The 24,120-nt window shown below is 74.4% G+C and carries 10 protein-coding genes; 8 read left to right on the forward strand and 2 right to left on the reverse strand.

What is annotated here, in order from left to right; translation table 11 throughout:
- The first annotated feature begins 78 nt into the window (after positions 1 to 78).
- Positions 79 to 1,194, forward strand: a complete 1,116-nt coding sequence (locus ABT403_RS14820; RefSeq protein WP_344161233.1) for a serine hydrolase domain-containing protein — start codon at positions 79 to 81, stop codon at positions 1,192 to 1,194.
- Between the two features lie 6 nt (positions 1,195 to 1,200).
- Here ABT403_RS14820 and ABT403_RS14825 read toward each other — a convergent pair whose 3' ends face one another.
- Complete coding sequence (locus ABT403_RS14825; RefSeq protein ID WP_344161230.1) at positions 1,201 to 2,199, reverse strand: AfsR/SARP family transcriptional regulator; 999 nt, start codon at positions 2,197 to 2,199, stop codon at positions 1,201 to 1,203.
- A 33-nt stretch (positions 2,200 to 2,232) separates the two neighbouring features.
- A complete protein-coding gene (locus tag ABT403_RS14830) occupies positions 2,233 to 2,979 on the reverse strand; it encodes a thioesterase II family protein (protein WP_344161227.1) in 747 nt (248 codons plus the stop codon).
- Between the two features lie 420 nt (positions 2,980 to 3,399).
- On the opposite strand from ABT403_RS14830, the gene ABT403_RS14835 reads away from it, so the two are divergent.
- The 7 genes from ABT403_RS14835 to ABT403_RS14865 all read left to right on the forward strand — a co-directional run bounded on the left by ABT403_RS14835 (position 3,400) and on the right by ABT403_RS14865 (position 24,119).
- Entirely contained in the window at positions 3,400 to 3,615 is a 216-nt protein-coding gene (locus ABT403_RS14835) for an MbtH family protein (RefSeq protein WP_344161224.1), read from the forward strand.
- Between the two features lie 100 nt (positions 3,616 to 3,715).
- Entirely contained in the window at positions 3,716 to 4,444 is a 729-nt protein-coding gene (locus ABT403_RS14840) for an LmbU family transcriptional regulator (RefSeq protein WP_344161221.1), read from the forward strand.
- 98 nt (positions 4,445 to 4,542) lie between these two features.
- A complete protein-coding gene (locus ABT403_RS14845) occupies positions 4,543 to 6,108 on the forward strand; it encodes an amino acid adenylation domain-containing protein (RefSeq protein WP_344161218.1) in 1,566 nt (521 codons plus the stop codon).
- Positions 6,108 to 6,326, forward strand: a complete 219-nt coding sequence (locus ABT403_RS14850; RefSeq protein WP_344161215.1) for a phosphopantetheine-binding protein — start codon at positions 6,108 to 6,110, stop codon at positions 6,324 to 6,326. The genes ABT403_RS14845 and ABT403_RS14850 overlap by 1 nt, the downstream gene beginning before the upstream one ends.
- Before the next feature lie 12 nt (positions 6,327 to 6,338).
- Positions 6,339 to 7,532, forward strand: coding sequence for an NAD(P)/FAD-dependent oxidoreductase (locus ABT403_RS14855; protein WP_344161212.1), 1,194 nt, complete (start codon positions 6,339 to 6,341; stop codon positions 7,530 to 7,532).
- Between the two features lie 49 nt (positions 7,533 to 7,581).
- Positions 7,582 to 15,363: an amino acid adenylation domain-containing protein gene (locus tag ABT403_RS14860; protein ID WP_502966009.1), complete on the forward strand. Its 7,782-nt coding sequence runs from the start codon at positions 7,582 to 7,584 to the stop codon at positions 15,361 to 15,363.
- Positions 15,360 to 24,119 carry a non-ribosomal peptide synthetase gene (locus ABT403_RS14865; RefSeq protein WP_344161206.1) on the forward strand — a complete coding sequence of 2,920 codons (8,760 nt, stop codon included), beginning with the start codon at positions 15,360 to 15,362 and terminating at the stop codon, positions 24,117 to 24,119. Before ABT403_RS14860 ends, ABT403_RS14865 begins: the two co-directional genes overlap by 4 nt.
- Position 24,120 lies beyond the last annotated feature (1 nt).

The following is a 24,120-nucleotide window of genomic DNA, read 5'->3' on the forward strand; positions in this document are numbered from 1 at the left end:
GATGAATTTCCGGAGAGGGGTATGAGGATGCGGAAAAGACCGAGAACCGGAGTGATCGCCGCGGCGGCGGTCGTACTCATGGCCACCGCTTTCACCGGCCCCGCCCGGGCGGCCTGGGAGAAGCCCCGCCCGGTGGCCGGCCACCAGGCGACCCAGCGCGCGGTCGACGCGGCCGTCGCGGCCGGTGTCCCCGGCGTCGCGGCCGAGGCGCGGGACGACGCGGGCGTGTGGAAGACGGCGGCGGGTGTGGCCGACCGGACGACGGGGGCCGCGCGCACCAAGAACGACAGGTTCCGCATAGGCGGGATGACCAACACCTTCGTGGCCACGGTCCTCCTCCAGCTGGAGGCCGAGGGCAGGCTGAGCCTCGACGACACCGTGGACCGCCACCTGCCCGGCCTGGTCACGGGCAACGGCAACGACGGCCGCGCGATCACCGTGCGCCAGCTCCTCAACCACACCAGCGGGCTCTTCGACTACCTCGCCGACCCGCAGTACGCCCAGACGTACCTGACGGGCGACGGCTACCTCGCCCACCGCCTGGACACCGTGACGGCCGAGCAGCGCGTGAAGACGGCCCTCGCCCACGAGCCGCCCTTCCGGCCCGGCGCGCGGCACTGGTACTCCAACACCAACGACGTGCTGGCCGCCCTGGTCCTGGAGAAGGTCACCGGGACGCCGTACGCGTACGAGGTGCGCAAGCGCGTCATCGAGCCCCTGGAGCTCAAGGCCACCTCCCACCCCGGCACCGCCGTCGGCCTGCCCCAGCCGAGCGGCCGCGGCTACTCCAGGCTGTTCGCCGCCCAGCCCGACCGGATCGACGACGTCACCGAGGCGAACCCGTCGCAGAGCTGGGGCAACGCCGACCTCATCTCCAGCACGGCCGACCTCAACCGGTTCTACGCGGCCCTGATGGGCGGCCGCCTGCTGCCGCCGAAGCAGCTGGCGGAGATGAAGACGACCGTGGACAACCCGGACTGGCCGGGCGCCTCCTACGGCCTGGGCGTCGAACGGCTCACCCTGGGCTGCGGCACCGACCTCTGGTACCACGACGGGGGCGCCGTGGGCTGGATCTCCCTGGCCGCCTTCACCGAGGACGCCCGCCACCAGCTCACGTTCAGCTACAACGCGAACTGGGGGGCGGAGACCATCCTCCCCCTGGTCAACGCCGAGTTCTGCCCGCAGACGCCCTGAGCGTCCCTAGGGAACGGCCGCCGACCCGGCCGCCAGCGGGCGGGCGGTGCCCGCCGTCAGCTCGTTGAAGCGGCACAGGAGCTGGTTCTGCTCCTGCTGGAGCACCTCGATGCGGCGCTGGAGCCGGGCGATCTCCTCGAAGAGGGGCAGCACCGCCCCGTCCGTCTCCGCGGGCGCCGCCCCGGTCCGCGGCGCGGCGCCCGGGAGCGCGCCCGGCGCCGTGACCAGCACCGGGTCGTGGTGCAGGATCGCCTGCATGAGGCCGCGCAGGACCGGCCCCGGCTCCACACCGAGGTCGTGCACCATGCGGTTGCGCGCCCGTTCGTACACGCCGAGCGCCTCCGCCTGCCGGCCGCAGCGGTAGTAGGCGACCATCAGCAGGTCGTAGAACCTCTCCCGCGTCGGGTGGTCCGTGGTGAGCACCATCAGCTCGCCGGTGATCTCACCGTGCCGCCCGGCGCGCAGGTACGCGTCGTACATCAGCTCCAGCGCGGTCAGCCGGTGCTCCTCCAGCTGGGCGGCCCGGCCCGCGCAGATGCCGCCGAGCACACTCCCCTCCAGGGCCGGGCCGCGCCACAGCGACAGGGCCCGGCGCAGCAGTTCACCGGCCTGCCCCGGATCCTCCGGCAGGAGCCGCCGGGCCGTGTCGGTGAGCTGCTGGAAGCGGGCGGCGTCCGTCTCCACCGGGGAGGGCCGCAGGGTGTAGCCCCGCGAGGTGGTCGTGATCCACGGCGGGTACGCCGGCGCCCGCTCGGCGGCGCGGCCGCCGTCCGGGCCGGCCAGCAGCCGGCGCAGCCGGCCCACGTGGACCTGGAGCGCGTTCGCCGCGTTCGCGGGCGGCCGCTCGCCCCACAGCTCGTCGATGAGCTGGCCCACGGAGACGCTCTGCCCGGCCCTCACCACCAGGGCCCCCAGCAGCGCGCGCTGCTTGGCACCCGTGGGAAGGAGGTGCAGGCCGGCCTCGTCGTCGCGGACCTCCACCAGACCGAGAATGCGGAACTGCATGTCTTCTCCTCGCACGGGCCGGCAACGCACGGGTCAGGAGGGCCGCGCCGCGCCCGCCGCGTCGAGCGCCGCGGTCGCGTCCCGTTCGATCCGCCGCAGCAGCGGCCGGGGATCGTCCTGGAAGTAGAAGTGGCCGCCGTCGAGGACCCGCAGGCCCAGGAAGCGCTCCGAGTGCGCCGCCCAGCCGGCCATCCGCTCCGGCGAGGCGTGCCCGTCGTCGGCGCCCGCGTACGCGGACAGCGCCACCGGCAGCGGTCCGGCCCCGGGATCCGGCCGCCACTCCTCCACCAGGCGCAGGTCGGCCCGGATGACCGGCTCGAACACGGACCACAGCTCGGGGTCGTCGAAGATCCCGTCCGGCGTGCCGCCCAGCAGGTTCAGCCGCCTGCGCAACTCGGCGCCGGGCAGCTCGTGGTACGGCTCCGCCGGCCCCGCGGGCCGCGGCGCGGTGCGCGCCGAGACCCCGATCCACACGGGCGGCGGAAGGCCCCGGGCGGCGGCCCGCCGGGTGATCTCGTACGCCACGAGGGCACCCATACTGTGGCCGAAAAGGGCATACGGACACGTGAGTTCGGCCTCGATGGAGCTCAGCAGGAAGTCGGCGAGCCCGGCCGCGTCCGTGAACGGCGGCAGGTCGAGGAGGAAGCCGTGCCCCGGGGCGTCGAGCAGCCGCACGTCCCAGCTCTCCGGCAGCCCGGCCGGCCAGTGCCGGTACGGCAGGTGCGATCCGCCCGCGTGGTGCAGGACGAACAAGCGCAAGGCAGGACGTGTGCTGTCCATCTCTCTCCCTCGGATCGGGCCGCGCACCCTCGCACCATAGGGCCGCGTCCGGCCGGCGGGGCGCGGGCATCAGGTGGCCTGTGCCGAGGGTGTGGCGGACCTCGAACGATCCTCAGGCGGCGCGGCGCGCGCGCCTGACGGCGGCCCCCGGCGGCCTCGCGAGCGGGACTCGACCGTGTCTCAAAAGGGCCGTGGGTACAGTGGGCGCCGAGCCGGGCCGGTCACCCGGGCAGCCCAGCCCAGACGACGACACCCGCGATCCGGCCCGCAAGGCCGGGGCACCGCACCACCGCTCGAACCGGAGCGCCCCGCACCCCGTCGCACGACGCCGATCGGCGACCCCGCGCTCTCCGCTTCCCCCCACACGCCCCGGCGACCTCCCCTTCCCGAGTCACCCCATGACAGTTAAGGAAGTGTCACGTGAGCACGAACCCCTTCGACGACGGGGACGGCCGCTTCCACGTCCTGGTCAACGACGAGGACCAGCACTCCCTGTGGCCCGTGTTCGCCGAGGTGCCCGCCGGCTGGCGGGTCGTCTTCGGCGAGGCCGACCGGGCCGCATGCCTGGAGTACGTCGAGCGGAACTGGACCGACCTGCGCCCCCGGAGCCTGCGCGAGGCCATGGCCTCGGACTGACGCCGGTGCCCGCCGCCGCGGGCCCGCACACCCGCGTGCCGCCGGCGCTCGCTCGGGCGAGTGGCCGGCCGGCGCCCAGGCAGACACTCTGAGTTGGGGGATGAAGATGGTCAGCGGCGCTGCGAGAACCGCGGGCGGCCACCGGGTCCGGCCGGCCGGCACCGGCGGTGAGGCCGGGCGGAGCGAGGTGGTCCTGTCCTTCGTGGGACCACAGGCCGAGGTGCGCAAGTCGGGGATGATCCTCCCGGCGAACCTGCCGGAGCGGTCCTGGGAGCAGATCGGGACCAACCTGCGCGAGCTCGGGAACTCCTCCGCCTGGTGGCTCGCCGACTGGCTCCGCTTCGGCGAGGCCACCTACGGGTGGCGGCGCTACAAGGAGGCGATCGAGCGCACCGGGCTCGACTACCAGACCCTGCGCAACTACGCCTGGGTGGCCCGCCGGTTCGACCACCACCGCAGGCGCGACGCCCTCAGCTTCGCCCACCACGCCGAGGTGGCCCGCCTCGCGCCGCCCGAGCAGGACTACTGGCTGCGCAAGGCCGAACAGCAGAAGTGGTCGCGCAACGAACTCCGCAGGGCGGTCCGCGCCAGCCTGGCCGTGCAGAACGACACGGCCGCCCTCCCCGAGGGCGCGGACGGGAAGGAGCCCGGGGTGTCCCGGCTGCCCGGTGCGGCCGGCACCGGGCGGCGCCCCCCGGTCACGAAGCTCACCATCGAGCTCTCCGCCGACCAGCTGGACCACCTCTCCCGGGCGGCGGCCGCCCACGGCCTGCCCGTGGACAAGTGGGTGGCCCGCCTGCTGGAGACCGCCGACCGGAAGACCGCCTAGGGGGTGCTGCGAAAGTCCCGCACCACCGCCGCGCGGGGCGATCCCGTGGCGCGCCCGGCGGCCGTCCCGCCGGACACCTCTCACACCGGAGCCAGTTGATGATCCTTCAGGGAAAGCGGGTCGCCCTGCCCCCGGCGCCCGTCGTCCACCGACAGTTCGAGGCGCACGCGCGGACCACCCCCGACGCCGTCGCCGTCTCCTGTGCCGGCCGGCGGATGACCTACGCGGAGCTGGACGCGCGGGCCAACCGGTTCGCGCACTACCTCACGGCGCGCGGAGCCGGCCGGGGCGCCAAGGTCGGCGTGTGCCTGGACTACTCCGCCGACCTGCTCGTCGCGATCCTCGGCACGCTCAAGGCGGGCGCCGCCTACGTCCCCTTCGACCCGGCCTACCCGCCGGCCCGGCTGCGGCTGCTGCTGGACCGGGTCCCCGGCCTCGCCCTGATCGTCGCCTCCCCGGCGACGTCCGGGCTGATCGGGTCCGCGCCCGTGGACGTCGTCGGCTTCGAGGAGCTCTCCGGGCACCTGGAGACCCTCCCGGCGACCGCCCCCGACGTCGAGGTCACCGGGGACGACCTGTGCTACGCGGTCTTCACCTCCGGTTCGACCGGTACCCCCAAGCTGACCGCCGTCCGGCACGCGGGCTGGTTCAACCTGATGAACTGGCTGAGGATCGAGTACGGCCTGGACCGGGGCTCCCACAACCTGGTCGTCAGCGCCTTCGGCTTCGACCTCTCCCAGCGCGCCCTGATGACCCCGCTGTTCTGCGGCGCCACCCAGCACCTCATGGCCAGCCGGAACTTCGACCCCATGCTGGCCTACCGGACGCTGAACGAGAACGACGTCCGCACCGTGCACTGCGCCTCCAGCACCCTCTACCTGCTGGTCGACTGGGAGACCGCGCGCGGCGGCGACGCCCTCACCCGCCTGGACTACGTCCTCTTCGGCGGGGAGCCCCTCAAGGCCGAACGGCTCGCGGACTGGGCCCGGCGCGAGGGCAACACCTGCACCCTCCTGCACCAGTACGGCGTCGCCGAGTGCACCGACGTCGCGACCTCCTTCGACCTCGCCGGTCACCGGCCCGGTGAGCACGAGGTCCCGCCGGTCGGCAAGCCGGCCCACAACACCGACATCCACCTCCTCGACGAGGGGCTGCGCGGCGTCGCCCCGGGGGAGCAGGGCGAGATCTGCATCGCCGGTGCCGGCGTCGGCGCCGGCTACCTGGGCGCCGACGGTCCCGAGAACGAGAAGTTCATCACGGTCGAGTCCGGCGGGGCACCGCTCAGGCTCTACCGCACGGGCGACCGCGGCTACGTCAACGAGGACGGTGACCTCGTCGTCCTCGGCCGGATCGACGCCCAGGTGAAGGTGCGCGGCATGCGCATCGACCCCTCCGACGTCGAACGCGCCCTCGGCCGGCTGGCCGGAGTCCGGGAGGCCGCCGTCGCGGTCACCTACGACGCCTCCGGCGACGCCGAACTGGCCGCGTTCGTCGTCCCGGCGGGCGCCGACCTCGCCGGGGACGACCTGCGCGCCCGCCTCCTGGAGAACCTGCCGCGGAACATGGTGCCGGCCCGGTTCACCAACGTCCCGCGGATCCCGCTGAGCCCGCACGGAAAGGTCGACCGCGCGGCGCTGGTCGACGCAGAAGCGAGAGGACAGTGATGATTGCCGACGGTGTGCGCGCCATCTGGTGCCGGGAGTTCGAGCGCGACGACATAGCCCCCGACGACGACTTCTTCGCCCTGGGCGGCCAGTCCCTGATCATGACCAAGATCCAGGGCGCCTACATCGAGGAACTGGGCGTCGAGGTCCCGATGGACCAGATGTTCCTCAACCCGACGGTCGCGTCGATCTCCGCCTACATCGAAGCCAACCGGTAGAGGGGGGACGCCGTGGACGACTACGACGTCATCGTCATCGGTGCCCGCTGCGCGGGATCGCCGACGGCCATGCTCTTCGCCCGGCGGGGCTACCGCGTCCTGCTCCTGGAGAAGGCCCGCTTCCCGCAGGACACCCTGTCCTCGCACTACATCCACATGCAGGGCGTGGCGCTGCTCAACAAGTGGGGCCTGCTGGAGCGGATCCGCGACTCGGGCGCCCAGCCGATCACCCACGAACGCTACGAGGGCCCCGGCGTCCGCATCGACGGGTTCTCCCTGCCGATCGACGGGCTGACGACCACCTACGCCCCGCGGCGCTACGTGCTCGACCCGATCCTCGCCGAGGGCGCCGTGGCCGCCGGAGTGGAGTTCCGCGAGGGCTGCGCCGTGAGCGACCTGCTCCGGGAGGACGACCGGGTCGCCGGGGTGCGCTACACCACCCCCGGCGGCGCCGAGGCGACGGCCCGGGCCCGCCTGGTCGTCGGCGCCGACGGCATGCGCTCGCTGGTGGCCCGCAAGGCGGGCGCCTCCTACGTCATCGAGCACCCGCGCGCGACCTGCGTCTACTACAGCTACTGGTCCGGGGTCCCCTCCAGCTTCGAGCTGTACGAGCGGCCGGGCCGCTGGGTCGCCGCCGTCCCCACCAACGACGACCTCAAGCTGATCATGACCTACTTCCCGCAGGCCGACTACAACGAGGTCCGCAAGAACGTGGAGCCGGCCTACCTGGAGGCCGTCCGCACCACCGCCCCCGACCTGTACGAGCGGATGCGCGCGGGCAGCCGCGAGGAGCAGATGTACGGCACGGGCCACCAGGAGAACTTCTTCCGCAAGGCCTACGGACCCGGCTGGGTCCTGGTCGGCGACGCGGTCAACCACAAGGACTCCATCACCGCCCGCGGCATCACCGAGGCCTTCGTCCAGGCCCAGTCCCTCACCGACCTCATCGGGGAGCGGCTGCACGACGAGGCCGGCCTGAAGTCCGCCCTGCGCCGCTACGAGAACAACCTGGGCAACGAGGCCCACAGCCAGTACCAGGGCGCCCTGAACGTCGCCGAACTCAAGCCCGAGGGCCGCACCGACATGCTGCGCAAGCTGGTCGGCCACCAGGAGCACATCGACCGGTACTTCTCCACGCTGTCCGGGGCGATCTCCATCGACGACTTCTACAACGAAGAACTCTTGACCTTGCTCGACCAGAGCTGAGCCGACGACCGCTCCCTGGTTCGCCGAATTTGGAGACACAATGATCCCGTTGTCGTTCGCGCAGCGCCGGCTGTGGTTCGTGGACCGGTTCGAAGGTCCTTCGCCGACCTACAACGGCGCTTTCGCCCTGCGGCTGACCGGTGAGCTGGACGCGGGTGCGCTGGAAGCGGCGCTCCGCGACGTCGTCGACCGGCACGAGGTCCTCCGCACGGTGATCGCCGAGGACGACGACGGCGTCCCGCACCAGCGGGTGCTGGCGTCCGGGGAGCGGCCGCCGGCCCTGCCGGTCCGGGAGATCACCCCGGCGCAGCGGGCGGCGGCGGTCGACCGGGAGGCCAAGGCGACCTTCGACCTGGCCGCCGACGTGCCGCTCCGCGCCACGCTGCTGCGGACCGGCCCGGCCGAGCACACCCTCGTGCTCGTCGTGCACCACATCGCCCTGGACGGAGAGTCCCTCGGCCCGCTGCTGCGCGACCTCGCCGAGGCGTACGCGGCGCGCAAGGAGGGGGCGGCCCCGGCGTGGGAGCCGCTCCCCGTCCAGTACGCCGACTACACGCTGTGGCAGCAGGACGTGCTCGGCGACGAGTCCGACCCGGACAGCCTGGCCGCCGGACAGCTCGCCTACTGGCGCGAGGCCCTGGCCGGCATGGCGCAGCCGCTGGCCCTGCCGACCGACCGCCCGCGCCCCCAGCGCACGAGCCCCGAAGGCGGCCTGGTCCGCTTCCCGGTCGAGCCCGGGCTGCTGGCCGCCGTGGAGAAGCTGGCCGCCGAGCAGGACATCACCGTCTCCATGGTCATGCACTCGGCGCTGGCGGTGCTCCTGCACCACCTCGGCTGCGGCGACGACATCCCGATCGGCGCCCCGATCGCGGGCCGCACCGACGAGGAACTGCGCGACCTCGTCGGCTTCTTCGTCAACACCTGGGTGCTGCGCGTCGACCTCTCCGGGAACCCCACCTTCCGCGAGCTGCTCCGGCGGGTGCGGGACCGGGCGCTGGCCGCCTACGACAACCAGGACATCCCCTTCGAGCGGCTGGTGGAGCTGCTCAACCCGGACCGGTCCATCGCCTACCACCCCTTCTTCCAGGTGATGCTGGCCTGGCAGGAGCCCCTGGGGAAGCTGGAGTTCGCCGGTCTCGAGGCCGAGTCGGAGACCCTGGAGACCGGCACGGCCAAGTTCGACCTGTTCTTCAACATGATCCCGGACGCCTCGGGCGGCGCGGAGGTCCGGCTGGAGTACGCCGCCGACCTGTTCGACGCCGGCACCGCCCGGACCCTCGCGGCCCGGTTCGTCCGCGTCCTGGACGCCCTCGCCACCGACTCGGGACGCACCGTCGGCGGCGTCGACGTGCTCGACGACGCCGAGCGCGACCTGCTGCTCCACCGGTTCAACGACACCGCCGCCGAGGTGCCCGCCGGACTGACGGTCCCCGAGCTGTTCGAGGCGCAGGCGGCCCGGACGCCGGACGCCCCGGCCCTGGTGTGCGAGGGCCGGACGCTGTCCTACCGGGAGCTCGACGAGCGGGCCGACGCCGTGGCACGGGAACTGAACCGGCGCGGGGCCGGGCCCGAGGACCTCGTGGTGCTGGCGCTGCCGCGCACGGAGGAACTCGTCGCCGGCCTGCTCGGCATCCTCAAGTCCGGCGCCGGGTACGTGCCGCTGGACCCGCAGTACCTCGCCGGACGGGCGCGCACCGTGCTCACCGAGGCCCGCCCCCGGTTCGTGCTGACCGACACCGCGACCGCCCGCGAGCTGCCCGAGCACGAGGTCCCGGTCGTCAACGTCGACGACCGCGCCGCGTGGGACACCGCCGGGGACGTACGGCCCGCGCGCCCGGCGCCGGACAACCTGGCGTACGTGATGTACACCTCCGGCTCCACGGGCAAGCCGAAGGGCGCCGCGATCACCCACCGCGGCGTGGTCAACGGCGTACGGGAGCTCGTGCGCGTCCTCGACGCCCCCGCCGGCTGGAAGATGCTCTCCGGCACCTCCGTCAACTTCGATGTCTCCGTCTTCGAACTGCTGACCACCCTGTCCACCGGCGGCACCGCCGAGGTGGTGGACAACGTGCTGGCGCTCGCCGAGCGGGACGCCTGGGACGGCCACGTCATCAGCGGCGTCCCCTCCGTGCTCGGGGAACTCGTCGGCCACCTGGACAAGGCGCCCGGCGTGCGCACCGTCGTCTTCGCGGGCGACGTGCTCCCGGCCCGGCTGGTGCGCCAGGTGCGCGAGGCCCTGCCCGGCGCGCAGATCGTCAACTCCTACGGGCAGAGCGAGAGCTTCTACGCCACCGCCTTCCCCCTCGCGGCGTCCGGGGAGTGGGGACGGGGCGAGGTCGCGCCCATCGGCACCCCGCTGGGCAACATGCGCGCCTACGTGCTGGGACCGGGCCTCGCCCCGGTCCCGCAGGGGGTCATCGGCGAGCTGTACGTGGTCGGCACCTGCCTGGGCCGCGGCTACCACGACCGCCCGGCCCTGACCGCCGAGCGGTTCGTCGCCAACCCGTTCGGCCCCGCGGGCGAGCGGATGTACCGCACGGGCGACTTGGCCCGCTGGAACGCCGACGGCGTCCTGGAGTGCGTCGGACGCGGCGACGGCCAGGTGAAGGTGCGCGGCTTCCGCATCGAGACCGCCGAGGTCGAGGCGGCGCTCACCGCCCACCCCGGCATCAGCGAGGCCGTGGTCATCGGCCGTGAGGCGCCCTCGGGCGGCAAGCGGCTCGTCGCCTACGTGGTCCACACCGGTGACGGGGCCGTCGGCGACGACGGAGCCGGCGGCATCGGCGACGTGGACGTCCAGGCCGGCGCCTCGGCCGCCGAGCTGCGCAAGTTCACCGCGGCCCGGCTGCCCGACTACATGGTGCCCTCCGCCTTCGTGGCCGTCGGACGGCTGCCGCTGGGCCCGACCGGCAAGCTGGACCGCTCGGCGCTGCCCGAACCGGAGTTCCAGGGCGGTGCCTACCGGGAGCCCCGCACCGAGGCCGAGAAGATCATCACGGCGGCCTACGCGGACGTGCTCGGCGTCGACCGGGTCGGCGTCGACGACGACTTCTTCGCGGTCGGCGGCGACAGCCTGCGCTCCATCCAGGTCGTGGCCCGGGCCCGGGCCCGTGGCCTGGACCTCACCACGCGGGAGATCTTCGAGTGCCGTACGGCGGCCCGGCTGGCCGAGGCGGCCGCCGACCGGGGGGACCGGGCGCCCGTGCTCGCCGAGCTGGAGGGCGGCGGCGTCGGCCCGATGCCCCTCCAGCCGGTGGCCCGGCACGTGTTCGAGCACGGCGGCGGGCTGAACCGTTTCGCCATGTCCATCGTGCTGGACCTGCCCCAGGGCATCGACGAGGCCGGGCTGGCCGCCACCCTCGACTCCGTGCTCGACCGGCACGACCTGCTGCGCGCCCGGCTCGTGCGCGGCTCCGGCGAGCCCTCCCTCGACGTGCGCCCGCGCGGCGCCGTACGGGCGGCCGGCCTGATCCACCGCGTCCCCGTCCCCGGCGGCTGGGAGGACCCCGAGGCGCTGACGACGGCCAGGGCCGCGCTGGAGGACTCCGCAGGCCGGCTCGACCCCGAGGCCGGGACCATGGCGGACTTCGTCTGGTTCACCGCGGACTCCGGCGAGGGCCGGCTCCTCGTGGTGCTGCACCACCTCGTCGTGGACGGGGTCTCCTGGCGCATCCTCATGTCGGACCTCGCCGAGGCCTGGCAGGAGGTCCGCTCCGGCCGCACCCCCGTACTCCCGGAGACCGGCACCTCCGCCCGCCGCTGGGCGGCCGCCCTGGAGGACGAGGCGATCTCCCCGGAGCGGGAGGCGGAGCTCGACCACTGGCGCGACGTCCTGGAGTCGCCCAACCTCCCCCTCGGGGAGCGGGCGTTCGACCCCGCCGTGGACACCATGGCCACCCTCGACACCGTACGGGTGCAGCTGCCCGCCGAGGTCACCGAGGCGGTGCTGACCGGGCTGCCCGCCGCCTTCAAGGGCACCGGCACCGACGTGCTGCTCGCCGCCCTCGCCCTCGCCGTGAACCGCTGGCGCGGGACGGACCGCTCGGCCCTGGTCCGGCTGGAGGGCCACGGCCGCGAGGAGGAGGCCGTCCCCGGCGCCGACCTCTCCCGGACCGTCGGCTGGTTCACCGCCATGTACCCGGCCAAGGTCGACGTACGGGGCGTGGACCTGGACGAGGTCCTGGCCGGCGGCCCCGCCGCCGGGCAGGCGGTCAAGCTGGTCAAGGAGCAGCTGCGCGCCGTCCCGGGCAAGGGCCTCGGCTACGGACTGCTGCGCTGGCTCAACCCCGAGACCGCCGTCCAGCTGGAGGAGTACGCCGACCCGCAGATCGGCTTCAACTACCTCGGCCGGATCTCCGGCGCCGACGTGCCCGAGCACCTGCGCGGCCACGGCTGGATCCCGTCCGGCTGGTCCTCCGAGCTGATCCCGATGCCCGACCCGGACCTGCCCGCCCTCTCCGCGCTGGAGGTCAACTCGGTCGTCACCGACACCGCCGAGGGGGCACGGCTCCAGACCGTCTTCATGTTCCCCACCGGCGTCCTGTCCCGCGAGCGGGCCGCCGAGCTGGCCGCCCTGTGGGTCGAGGTGCTGCACGGCATGGCCGCGTACGCCGCCCGCCCCCGGATCGGCGGGCTCACCCCCTCCGACGCCCCCCTGGTCACCGTCGGACAGGGCGAGATCGAGGAGTGGGAGGAGCGCTACGGCCGGCTGGTCCAGGTGTGGCCGCAGGCCCCCGGCCAGTCCGGCATCCAGTTCCAGGCGGCCCTCGCCGACGGCGCCTTCGACGTCTACCACATGCAGTTCGTGCTGCACCTGACCGGACACGTGGACCCCGCGCGCATGCGGGCGGCCGGACAGGCGCTCCTGGACCGCTACCCCAACCTGCGCTCCGCGTTCCTCGCCGCCGCCGGAGGCGATCCCGTCCAGGTCGTCGCCGAACACGTCGACGTGCCCTGGCGCCACCTCGACCTGACCGGCCGCACCGGCGCCGAGCAGGACGCGGCGCTCGACGCGGCCCTCGCCGCCGACCGGGCCGACCAGCTCGACCCCGCCCGCCCGCCGCTCTTCCGGCTGGCCCTGCTCACCTGCGGGCCCGACCGGTCCAAGCTCATCGTCACGGCGCACCACACCCTCTTCGACGGCTGGTCCTCGCCGCTGGTCATCAAGGACCTGGTCCGGCTCTACGCCGGCGACGAGGAACTCGCCCCGGTCCGCGGCTACGGCGACTACCTGGCCTGGCTCTCCCGCCAGGACCGGGACGCCTCCGCCGCCCGGTGGAAGGAGGAGCTCGACGGCTTCGAGCAGCCCACCCTCATCGCCGCCGAGCGCACCGCCGAGGGCGAGGCCACGGCCCTCGGCCGCGTCGAGGTCCCGCTCTCCATCGACAAGGGCCGCGAACTCGCCCGCCGCGCCGCCGAACTCGGCGTCACCCTCAACACCCTCCTCCAGGGCGCCTGGGCGGTCCTGCTGTCCAAGCTGACCGGCCGGGACGACGTGGTCTTCGGCGCCGCCGTCAACGGACGCCCGGCCGACCTGGCCGGCTCGGACGAGATGGTCGGCCTGTTCATCAACACCCTGCCCACCCGCGTCCGCTGCCGGCCGGGCGACACCCTGGGCGAGGTCGTCACCGGCCTCCAGGACCGCCAGGTCTCCCTGCTCGACCACCACTACTACGGCCTGGCCGACATCCAGCGCGGCGTCGCACTGCCCTCCCTGTTCGACACCATCGTCGTCTTCGAGAACTACCCCATCGACCGCGAGGGCATCGTCGAGGCCAACGAGTCGGCCGGCTTCACCATCGACGCCATCCGCCCCTTCGCCGGCTCCCACTACCCGCTCACCCTCAACTCCTCCGACCCCTACCTGCGGCTCTCCCTCGACTACCAGACCACCCTCTTCGACCGGGAGGCGGCCGAGGGGATCGCCGCCCGGCTCGTCCGGGTCCTGGACCGGGTCCTGGAGGACCCGAAGACCCCCGTCGGCTCCGTCGACGTGCTGTCGCAGGACGAGCGGCACCTGCTGGTCGAGGGGGTCAACGACACGGCCCACCCCGTGCCGGACGACACCCTGCCGGGCGCCTTCGAGGCCCAGGTGCGGCGCACGCCCGACCGGACGGCGCTCATCGGCGAGGGGGAGACCCTGACCTACGCCGAGTTCAACCGCCGCGCCAACCGGCTCGCGCACTGGCTCATCGAGCGGGGCGCGGGACCCGAGCGGCTCGTCGCCGTCAAGGTGCCCCGCTCCGTCGACCTGATGGTCGCGATCTACGCCGTGGTGAAGGCGGGCGCCGCCTACGTGCCCGTCGACACCGAACTGCCCGAGGACCGGGTGCGGCTCGTCCTGGACGGCGCGAAGCCGCTGCTCGTCCTCGACGCCGACCTCCCCGACGTCTCCGGCCACCCGGACACCGACCCCGTCCGCGCACTCGCCCCGGACCACGCCGCGTACGTCATCTTCACCTCCGGCTCCACCGGCCGCCCCAAGGGCGTCCAGGTCGCCCACCGGGCCATCATGAACCGGCTGAAGTGGGGCCTCGCCCACTTCGGCGTCACCCCCGAGGACCGCGTCCTGCTCAGCACCACCGCGAGCTTCGACGTCTCGGTGCCCGAGATCTTCGCCCCCCTCCAGACCGGCGCCGCCGTGGTCATCGCCCGCCCCGACGGGCGCCGCGACCCCGCCTACCTCGCCGACCTGATCCGGCGCGAGCGCGTCACCGGCGCGGACTTCGTCCCCTCCCTGCTGGAGGCCTTCGCGGGCGAACCCTCCGCCCGGGACTGCGACAGCCTGCGCTGGATCGAGGTGGCCGGCGAGGCCTTCCCGCCCGCCCTCGCCAACAAGGTCTCCGCCCTCCTGCCCCACCTCGGCGTCCACAACCTCTACGGTCCCACCGAGGCCTCCGTCGAGGTCACCGCGTACCGGCACGTACCCGGCGCGGACCGGGTGCCCATCGGCGCACCGGTGTGGAACACACAGGTGTACGTGCTCGACGCCGCGCTGCGCCCGGTCGCCCCGGGCGTCGCCGGCGAGCTGTACCTGGCCGGCACCGGCCTCGCCCGCGGCTACCTCGGCCAGACCGGGCTCACCTCGGAACGCTTCGTCGCCTCCCCGTTCGGCGCGCCCGGCAGCCGGATGTACCGCACCGGCGACGTCGTCCGCTGGAACGCCGACGGCCAGGTCGAGTACATCGGCCGCTCCGACTTCCAGGTCAAGCTCCGCGGCTTCCGCATCGAGCTCGGCGAGATCGAGCAGGTCATCGCCGCGCACCCGGACGTCGAGAGCGCCGTGGCCCTGGTCCGCGAGGACCGCCCCGGCGACCAGCGGCTCGTCGCGTACGTGGTCCCGGCGGCCGGCCGGACCCCCGAGCGGCTGGACACGGCGGCCCTGACCGAGCTGGCCCGCGAGCACCTGCCCGAGTACATGGTCCCCTCGGCGGTCGTCCCGCTCGCCGGGCTCCCCTCCACCCCCAGCGGCAAGCTCGACCGCAAGGCGCTGCCCGCACCCGACCTCCCCGCCACGGCCGAACCCGGCCGGGGCCCGCGCAACGCCACCGAGGAGACGCTCTGCGGGCTGTTCGCCGACCTGCTCGGCGTGGAGGAGATCGGCATCGACGTCGACTTCTTCGACCACGGCGGGCACTCGCTGCTGGCCACCCGGCTCACCGGCCGCATCCGCAACGCCCTCGACGTCGACGTGAAGGTCACGACCGTGTTCCGCAACCCGACCGTCGCCCAGCTGGCGGAGCAGATCGCGGAACTGGCCGGGTCGACGTCGAACCGCCCCCAGCTGCGCCCCCGACTGGGCCAGATGACCGTATCGGAGCAGGCCCGATGATCCCCCTGTCCTTCGCGCAACGCCGGATGTGGTTCCTCCACCGCCTGGAGGGCCCGACGGCGACCTACAACATCCCGTTCGTGCTGCGCCTGGACGGGCCCCTGGACACCGACGCCCTGGCCGCGGCCGTGCGCGACGTCGTCACCCGGCACGAGAGCCTGCGCACCCTCGTCACGGAGGACGCGGACGGCACGCCCGAGCAGCTGATCCTCGCGCCCCAGGAGGCGGACACCCGGCTGCGGGTGGCCGACGTGGCCGCCGGCGCGGTGGACGCCGCGCTGCGGGAGGCCGTCGCCGAGCCGTTCGACCTGGACACCGAACTCCCCCTGCGGGCCACCGTCTTCCGCGTCGCCCCACAGGAGCACGTCCTGGCGTTCGTCTTCCACCACATCGCGGCCGACGGCGCCTCGATGGGGCCGTTCCTGCGCGACCTCATGGAGGCCTACGCGGCCCGCCACGCCGGGCACGGACCGGACTGGGAGCCGCTCCCCGTCCAGTACAAGGACTACACGCTGTGGCAGCAGCAGCTGCTCGGCGACGAGGACGACCCGCAGAGCATCGCCGCGGGCCAGCTGGACTACTGGCGCCGGGAGCTGGCCGACGTGCCGCAGCCGGTGAACCTGCCGCTGGACCGCCCCCGCCCGGCGGTGGCGAGCCACCGGGGCGGCCACGTCTCCTTCGAGCTGGAACCCGGACTCGTCGCCCGCCTCGGGAAGCTGGCCGCCGAGCACGGCGCCACCGCCCCCATGGTCGCCCAGGCCGCGCTCGCCGTCCTGCTGCACAAGCTGGGCGGCGGCGAGGACGTCACGATCGGCAGCCCCATCGAGGGACGCACCGAGGAGGCCCTCGGCGACCTCATCGGCTTCTTCGTCAACACCTGGGTGCTGCGCGCCGACCTGTCGGGCGACCCGTCCTTCGGCGACCTGCTCGACCAGGCCCGGGACAAGGCCCTGGCCGCCTACGACAACCAGGACGTCCCCTTCGAGCGGCTGGTGGAGCTGATCGGCCTGGACCGCTCCACCTCCTACCAGCCGCTGTTCCAGGTCATGCTCGCCTGGCAGTTCGTCTGGCCGGAGATCCGGATGCCCGGCCTGCGGGTCACCCCCGTCGCCCTGGGCACCGACACCGCCAAGTTCGACCTGTTCTTCAACATCGTCCCCGACGCCACCGGGCGCGCCCACGGCCGCCTGGAGTACGCGGCCGAACTGTTCGACCACACCACGGCCGTCGCCGTCGTCGACCGGTTCACCCGCATCCTCGAACAGGCCGTCGCCGACCCCGCCCTGCGCGTCGCCGAACTCGACGTCCTCGACGAGGGCGAGCGCGCCTGGCTGCTGGAGACCGCCAACGACACCGCCGAGGCGACCCTGGAGCCCGGCCTGGTGGAGGCCGTGGCCCGGCAGGCCCGCGAGAACCCCGGCGCCCCCGCCGTCATCGCCGAGGACGAGTCGCTGACCTACGCGGAACTCGACGCGCGGGCCGGCCGGCTGGCGCACTGGCTGACCGGGCGCGGGGTGGGCCCCGAATCCCTCGTCGCCGTCAGCCTGCCCCGCTCGGCGGACCTCGTCGTCGCCCTGCTGGCCGTCCTCAAGACGGGCGCCGCCTACGTCCCCATCGACCCGGACCACCCGCGCTCCCGGATCGACTACATCCTCGCCGACTCCCGCCCGGCCCTCGTCCTCGACGCCGGGACGCTGGCCGAGGCCCGCAAGGACGCCTCCGACCCCGGCACGGCGCCCGCCCCGCGCGTCTCCCCGGACAACACCGCGTACGTCATCTACACCTCGGGCTCCACCGGCAACCCCAAGGGCGTCAGCGTCCCGCGCGGTGCCCTCGACAACTTCCTGGCCACGATGGGCCGCACCGTCCCGCTGTCGCCCGCCGACCGGTGGCTCGCCGTGACCACGGTCTCCTTCGACATCGCGGCACTGGAGCTGTACCTCCCGCTGGTCCACGGCGCGGCCGTCGTCCTCGCGGGCAAGGACACCCTCTCCGACCCGTCCGAGGTCGCGGCCGTGCTGCGCCGCCACGAGGTCTCCGTGGTCCAGGCGACCCCGGCGTTCTGGCAGATGCTCCTCCAGCACGAGCCGGACGCCGCGAAGGGCCTGCGGGTCCTCACCGGCGGCGAGGCCCTCCCGGCCCGCCTGGCCCGGACCCTGGCCGACGCGGCCGCCGAGGTCTTCAACGTGTACGGCCCGACCGAGACCACCATCTGGTCCACCCTGGCCCGCGTCGAGGCCCAGGCCGGCGTGGCCATCGGCGCCCCGATCGGCAACACGCGGGTGTACGTCCTCGACGCGCGGCTCAACCCCGTCCCGCGCGGGGTCCAGGGCGAGCTGTACATCGCGGGCGACGGCCTGGCGCGCGGCTACCAGGGCCGGCCCGAGCTCACCTCCGAGCGGTTCACGGCCTGCCCCTTCGGCCCCGCCGGCGCCCGCATGTACCGCACCGGCGACCTCGTGCGCTGGACCGCCGACGGCCGCCTGGAATACGTCGGACGCACCGACTTCCAGGTCAAGGTGCGGGGCTTCCGCATCGAGCTCGGCGAGATCGAAAACGTCCTGGCCGCACACCCCGCCGTGACCCAGGCCGTGGTCGTGGTCCGCGAGGACCGCGAGGACGACAAGCGCCTCGTCGGCTACGTGGTCCCCGACCCGGAGGCCGCGGCCGCCGACGCCGACGACCAGGTCGACGAGTGGCGCCAGGTCTACGACGAGACCTACGCCGGCTCCGGCGACGAGGCCCTCGGCGAGGACTTCGAACTGTGGACCTCCACCTACGACGGCGAGCCCATCCCCCGCGAACAGATGCGGGAGTGGCAGGACGCGGCGGTCGAGCAGGTCCTGCGGTACGCGCCGCGCCGGGTGCTGGAGATAGGCGTCGGCTCCGGACTGCTGCTGGCGAAGATCGTCGGCGAGGTCGAGGAGTACTGGGGCACCGACATCTCCGCCACCGTCGTCGAGCGCGTCCGCCGCCAGGCCGGGCAGGCCGGCCACGGCGACCGGGTCCGGCTGAGCGCCCAGGCCGCCGACGACGTCTCCGGGCTGCCCCGGGGCACGTTCGACACGATCGTCCTCAACTCGGTCGTCCAGTACTTCCCGAACGCCGGATACCTCGACCGGGTGCTGAGCCAGGCCCTCGACCTGCTCGCGCCCGGCGGCCGGATCGTCGTCGGCGACGTCCGCAACGCCGCGACCCTGCCGATGCTGCTCACCGCGACCCAGCGCGCCGCCCACCCGTACGCGGCGCCCGGGGAACTGCGCGGCCTGGTGGAGAAGGCACGGTTCGCCGAACGGGAACTGGTCGTCGCCCCCGAATGGTTCACGGACTGGGCGCAGGGCTGCCCCGTCGGCGTCGACATCCGCCTCAAGGCGGCGGGCGCGCACAACGAGCTGACCCGCCACCGCTACGAGGTCGTCCTGCACAAGGAGCCCGCCGGCGCCCTCGACCTGGCCGGCGTACCGGCCGTGCCGTGGCAGGGCCGGGAGCCGGACCTCGCCGCACTGGACCGGACGGGCCCGCTGCGGGTGACGGGCATCCCCAACGCCCGCCTCGCCGGGGAGGCCGCCGCCGCCGTCACGGCGGGGGTCCTCGACCCCGAGCCCGGTGCGGCCGTCGCGCCCGCCGACCCGGAGGAACTGCGCCGCGCGGCCCGCGCGCACGGCCGGGACGCGGTCGTCACCTGGTCCGGTGCCGACGCGCGCCGCTTCGACCTGGTGCTGCTGCCCGCCCCGCAGCCCGGGACGCGGATCGTCACCGGCGCCTTCACCGCCGCCCCCGGCGGCGCCGCCGGGCGGATCCGGGCCAACGACCCCTCCCTCGCCAAGTCCCTCGGGCCGCTGCTGGCCAAGCTCCCCGAGTACCTGCGCGGGCGTCTGCCGGACTACATGGTGCCGACCGCGATCGTGCCGCTCTCGCGGATCCCGCTCACCCCGAACGGCAAGCTCAACCGGCGGGCCCTCCCGGTCCCCGACTACGCCCAGGTCTCCACCGGCCGGGCCCCGCGCACCCCGCGCGAGGAGGCCCTGTGCGCCCTGTTCGCCGAGGTGCTCGGCCTGGAGCGGGTCGGCATCGACGACGACTACTTCGCCCTCGGCGGGGACAGCATCCGCTCCATCCAGGTCGTCGCCCGCGCCAGGGCGCGCGGCACGGTGATCACCGTGCGGGAGATCTTCGAACACCGCACGGCCGCCCGCCTCGCGGAACTCGTGGACGGGCGGGACGCGGAGGCCCCCGCCCTGCCCGAACTCCCCGGCGGCCCCGTCGGCCGGGCCCCGCTGCCCCCGTCGGCCGAACGCCTCCTCGCCCACGGCGGCCGCATCGGCCGGCTGTGCACCGCCCGGCTGCTCGCCCTGCCCGAGGGCACCACCCGCGCCGCACTGGCCGCGGCCGTAAGGGCCCTGCTGGACCGGCACGACGTCCTGCGCGCCCGCCTCGACCGGGCGGAGCCGGGCCTGTTCGTCGAGGCGTCCGGCGCCGTGGACGCCGAAGCCCTGCTGCGGGAGGCCGACGGCGACGACGTCCGCGCCGAACTCGACGCCGCCGCCGGCCGCCTCGACCCGGACGCGGGCGTCATGGCCCAGTTCGTCCGGCTGACCTCCGCCACGGGCGGCGACCGGCTGCTGGTCGTCCTCCACCGGCTGGTCGCCGACGTCCCCTCCTGGCGGATCCTCCTCGCGGACCTGGCCGACGCCTGCGGGCAGGCGGGCGAGGGCCGCACCCCCGAGCTGCCCCGCACCGGCACCTCCTACCGCCGCTGGGCCCACGCCCTGGCCGGCCTGACCGCCGGCGCCGCAGCGCCGGAGCGGCGGGAGGACCCGTACGAGGAGGAGTTCCTCCCCGGCACCCGCCTGCCCGACCCGGCCCGCGACCTCGTCTCCACCACGGACACGGTGCGGGTCACGGTCCCGGCCGGCGTCACGGCGGACCTGCTCGGCCCGCTGCCCTCGGCGTACCGCGCCGGTACCGAGGACGGCCTGGTCACCGCACTGGCGCTGGCCCTGGCCCGGCTGCGCGCGACGCGCGGCCTGCCCGGCGCTCCGGTGTCGGTCCGGCTGGAGGGCCGGGACCGGGCCGAGCACGTGGTGCCCGGCGCCGACCTGTCCCGCACCGTCGGCCGGTTCACCGCCGAGTACCCGGCCCGCCTCGACCTGTCCGGCGTCGACCTCGCGGACGCCTTCGACGGCGGCCCCGCCGCAGGCCGGGCCCTGAAGGCCGTCAAGGAGCAGGTGCGGGCGGTCGCCGCCCACGGCGTCGGGCACCGGCCCGCCGCCGGGAGGCCCGCCCCGCCGATCGGGTTCACCTACCTCGACCGCACCCCCGCCACCGGCCTGCCCGGCGACCCCGTCCACCCGGACCCGGCGCCCGACCCCGACCTGCCCGTGGCGTCGGCCCTGGAGATCGAGGCGGCCGCCGTCCCCGCCCCCGGCGGAACGGAACTCCGCGCCACCTTCACCTTCCCCGCCGGGGTCCTCTCCGGCGAGGAGGTCACCGAGCTGGCCGGGCTGTGGGTCCGGGCGCTGACCGCCCTCGCCCGGCACGCCCAGGCCCCCGGAGCCGGCGGCCTGACCCCGTCCGACGCACCCCTGGTCACCGTCGGCCAGCGGGAGATCGACGCCTGGGAGGCCCGGTACGGCCGGCTCGCCGAGATCTGGCCGGCCACCCCGACCCAGTCCGGGATGCTCTTCCACACGCAGCTCGCCGGAACCTCCTTCGACCCGTACCACAACCAGCTGGTGTTCCACCTCTCCGGCGAGGTCGACCCGGACCGCATGCGCCGGGCCGGGCAGGCCCTGCTGGACCGCCACCCCAACCTCCGCGCCGCGTACGCCGACCGGGCCGACGGGGACCTCGTCCAGGTGATCCCGGCCGAAGGCGTCACCCTGCCCTGGCGCCACCTCGACCTGACCGCCACGGCGCAGGACGCCCGGACCGAGGCCTTCGAGCGGTTCCTCGCCGAGGACCGGGCCGCCCACTTCGACGTGGCCGTCCCGCCGCTCCTGCGGCTCTCCCTCGTCGTCATGGAGCCCGGCCGCGCCGAACTCGTGATGACCTCCCACCACGTCCTGTTCGACGGCTGGTCCACCCCCCTGCTCATGCGGGACCTGCTGCTGCTCTACGGCTCCCGCGGCGACGGCGCCGCCCTGCCCGGGGCCCCGGACTTCGGCGCCTTCCTGACCTGGCGCGCCCGGCAGGACGAGGAGGAGTCCGCCCGCGCCTGGACGGCCGAACTCGACGGGGTCGAGGACCCGACCCTGCTCGCCCCCGGCTCCGAGGGCATCGGCGACGAGGGCGTCGAACAGCTCGACGTGCCGCTGCCCGCCGACGAGGCCCGCGCCCTCGCGGCGCGCGCCGCCGAGCTGGGCGTTACCGTCAACACCCTGGTCCAGGGCGCCTGGGGGCTGCTCCTCGGCCGGCTCACCGGCCGCCGGGACGTGGTCTTCGGCGCCACCGTCTCCGGCCGCCCCCCGGCGGTGGCGGACGTCGGCGAGATGGTCGGGATGTTCATCAACACCCTTCCCGTACGCGTCGCGTACGCGCCCGGCGACACCCTCGCCGAGATCCTCACCCGGCTCCAGGACCGGCAGGCCGGACTGCTGGAGCACCACCACCGGGGCCTCACCGAGATCCAGCGGGCCGTGGGCCGCCAGTCCCTCTTCGACACCCTGTTCGTCTTCGAGTCCTACCCGGTCGACCGGGAGGGCCTCGGCGCCGCGAGCGCCGCCGCCGGCGGGATCGAGTTCACGGGCCTGCGCCCGGCCACCGCCACCAACTACCCGCTGGCCCTGATGGCCGCGGCCGACCCGCACCTCCAGCTCATCTTCCAGTACGCGCCCGGCGTCTTCGGCCGGCAGGCCGTGGAGGTGATCGCGGAGCGCCTCGTACGCGTCCTGCGGCAGCTGACGGCCACACCGGAGCTCACGGCCGCGCGGCTGGAGGTCCTGGAGCCGGCCGAACGCGACCGGCTGCTCACGGCCTTCAACGACACGGCCGAGCCCACCCCCGCCACCACCGTGGGCGGGCTCGTCGAGGCGCAGGCCGCCCGCACCCCGGACGCCACCGCCCTCATCGCCGGGGACGAGACCCTCACCTACCGCGAACTGAACGCCCGGGCCGACCGCCTGGCGGGCGAACTGGCCGCGCGCGGGGTGGGCCGGGAGTCCCTGGTCGCCCTCGCCCTGCCCAGGTCGGCCGAGCTGGTCGTCGCCCTGCTCGCCATCCTCAAGGCGGGCGGCGCCTACCTGCCCGTCGACCCCAGGTACCCGAGCCACCGCCTGGCGGCCATCCTCGCCGAGGCCCGCCCGCTCCTGGTCCTGACGGACTCCGCGACGGCCGGGACGCTGCCCGGGCACGAGGCCCCGGACCTCCTCCTCGACACCCTCGGCCCGGCCGGGGCCACCCCCGCCCCCGCGACGGCCCCGCACCCGGACCAGCTGGCGTACGTGATGTACACCTCCGGCTCCTCCGGCAAGCCCAAGGGCGTCGCCATCACCCACGCCAACATCGTCAACGGCGTCCTGCGGCTCGCCTCCCGCGTGGGGATGGAACCCGGCAAGCGGCTCCTCGCGGGCACCTCGGTCAACTTCGACGTCTCCGTCTTCGAGATCTTCACGACCCTCGCCCGCGGCGGGACCGCCGAACTCGTCCGGGACGTCCTGGTGCTGGGCGAGCGCAAGGAGGGCTGGAGCGGCGCCGTCGTCTCCACCGTCCCGTCCGCCTTCGCCGAACTCGTCGACGCCATCGCCGGCCGTACCGAGGTGGAGACGGTCGTCTTCGCCGGCGAGGCCCTGCCCTCCTCGCTCGTCGAGAAGGTCCGCGGCGCCTTCCCCGGCGTCCGGGTCGTCAACGCCTACGGGCAGAGCGAGTCCTTCTACGCCACCGCCTTCACCGTCCCCGACGCGGGCCCGGTACGGGCCGGCAGCGCACCCGTCGGCACCCCCCTCGGCAACATGCGGGCCTACGTCCTCGGCCCCGACCTGGCGCCGGTGCCCCAGGGCGCGGTCGGCGAGCTGTACGTCGGCGGCAACCTGGGCCGCGGCTACCAGAGCCGCGCCGACCTCACCGCCGACCGCTTCACGGCCGACCCCTTCGGCCCGCCCGGCTCGCGCATGTACCGCACCGGCGACCTCGCCCGCTGGAACGCCGAGGACCAGCTGGAGTACACCGGCCGCGGCGACGCCCAGGTCAAGGTGCGCGGCTTCCGCGTCGAGCCCGGCGAGGTCGAGGCCGCGCTCACCGCCCACCCGGACGTCGACCAGGCGGCCGTCATCGCCCGGGAGGCCCCCGGCTCCGGCAAGCGGCTCGTCGCCTACGCGGTGCCGGCCGGCGCCGTGGAGGCGGAGGAGCTGCGCCGGTTCACCGCCGAGCGGCTGCCCGAGTTCATGGTGCCCTCCGCCGTCGTGCTCCTGGACCGGCTGCCGCTGATGCCCAACGGCAAGCTGGACCGGGCCGCGCTGCCCGAGCCGGAGTTCACCGGCGCCCCCTACCGGGCGCCCCGCAGCGCCCGCGAGGAGGCGCTGACCGCCCTGTTCGCCGAAGTGCTCGGCCTGGAGCGGGTCGGTATCGACGACGGCTTCTTCGAGCTCGGCGGGCACTCCCTGCTCGCCACCCGGCTCATCAGCCGGGCCCGGGCCGAGATGGGGGTGGAGATCCCCATCCGCAAGATCTTCGACCTGCCGACCGTGGCCGCGCTCGCACCGTGGCTTGAGGAATCGGCCGTTCCGCGCCGCCCGAGTCTGCGCCAGATGTTCGTATGAG

Source organism: Streptomyces sp. NPDC000075 (genome assembly GCF_040301925.1).
GTDB lineage: Bacteria > Actinomycetota > Actinomycetes > Streptomycetales > Streptomycetaceae > Streptomyces > Streptomyces polychromogenes.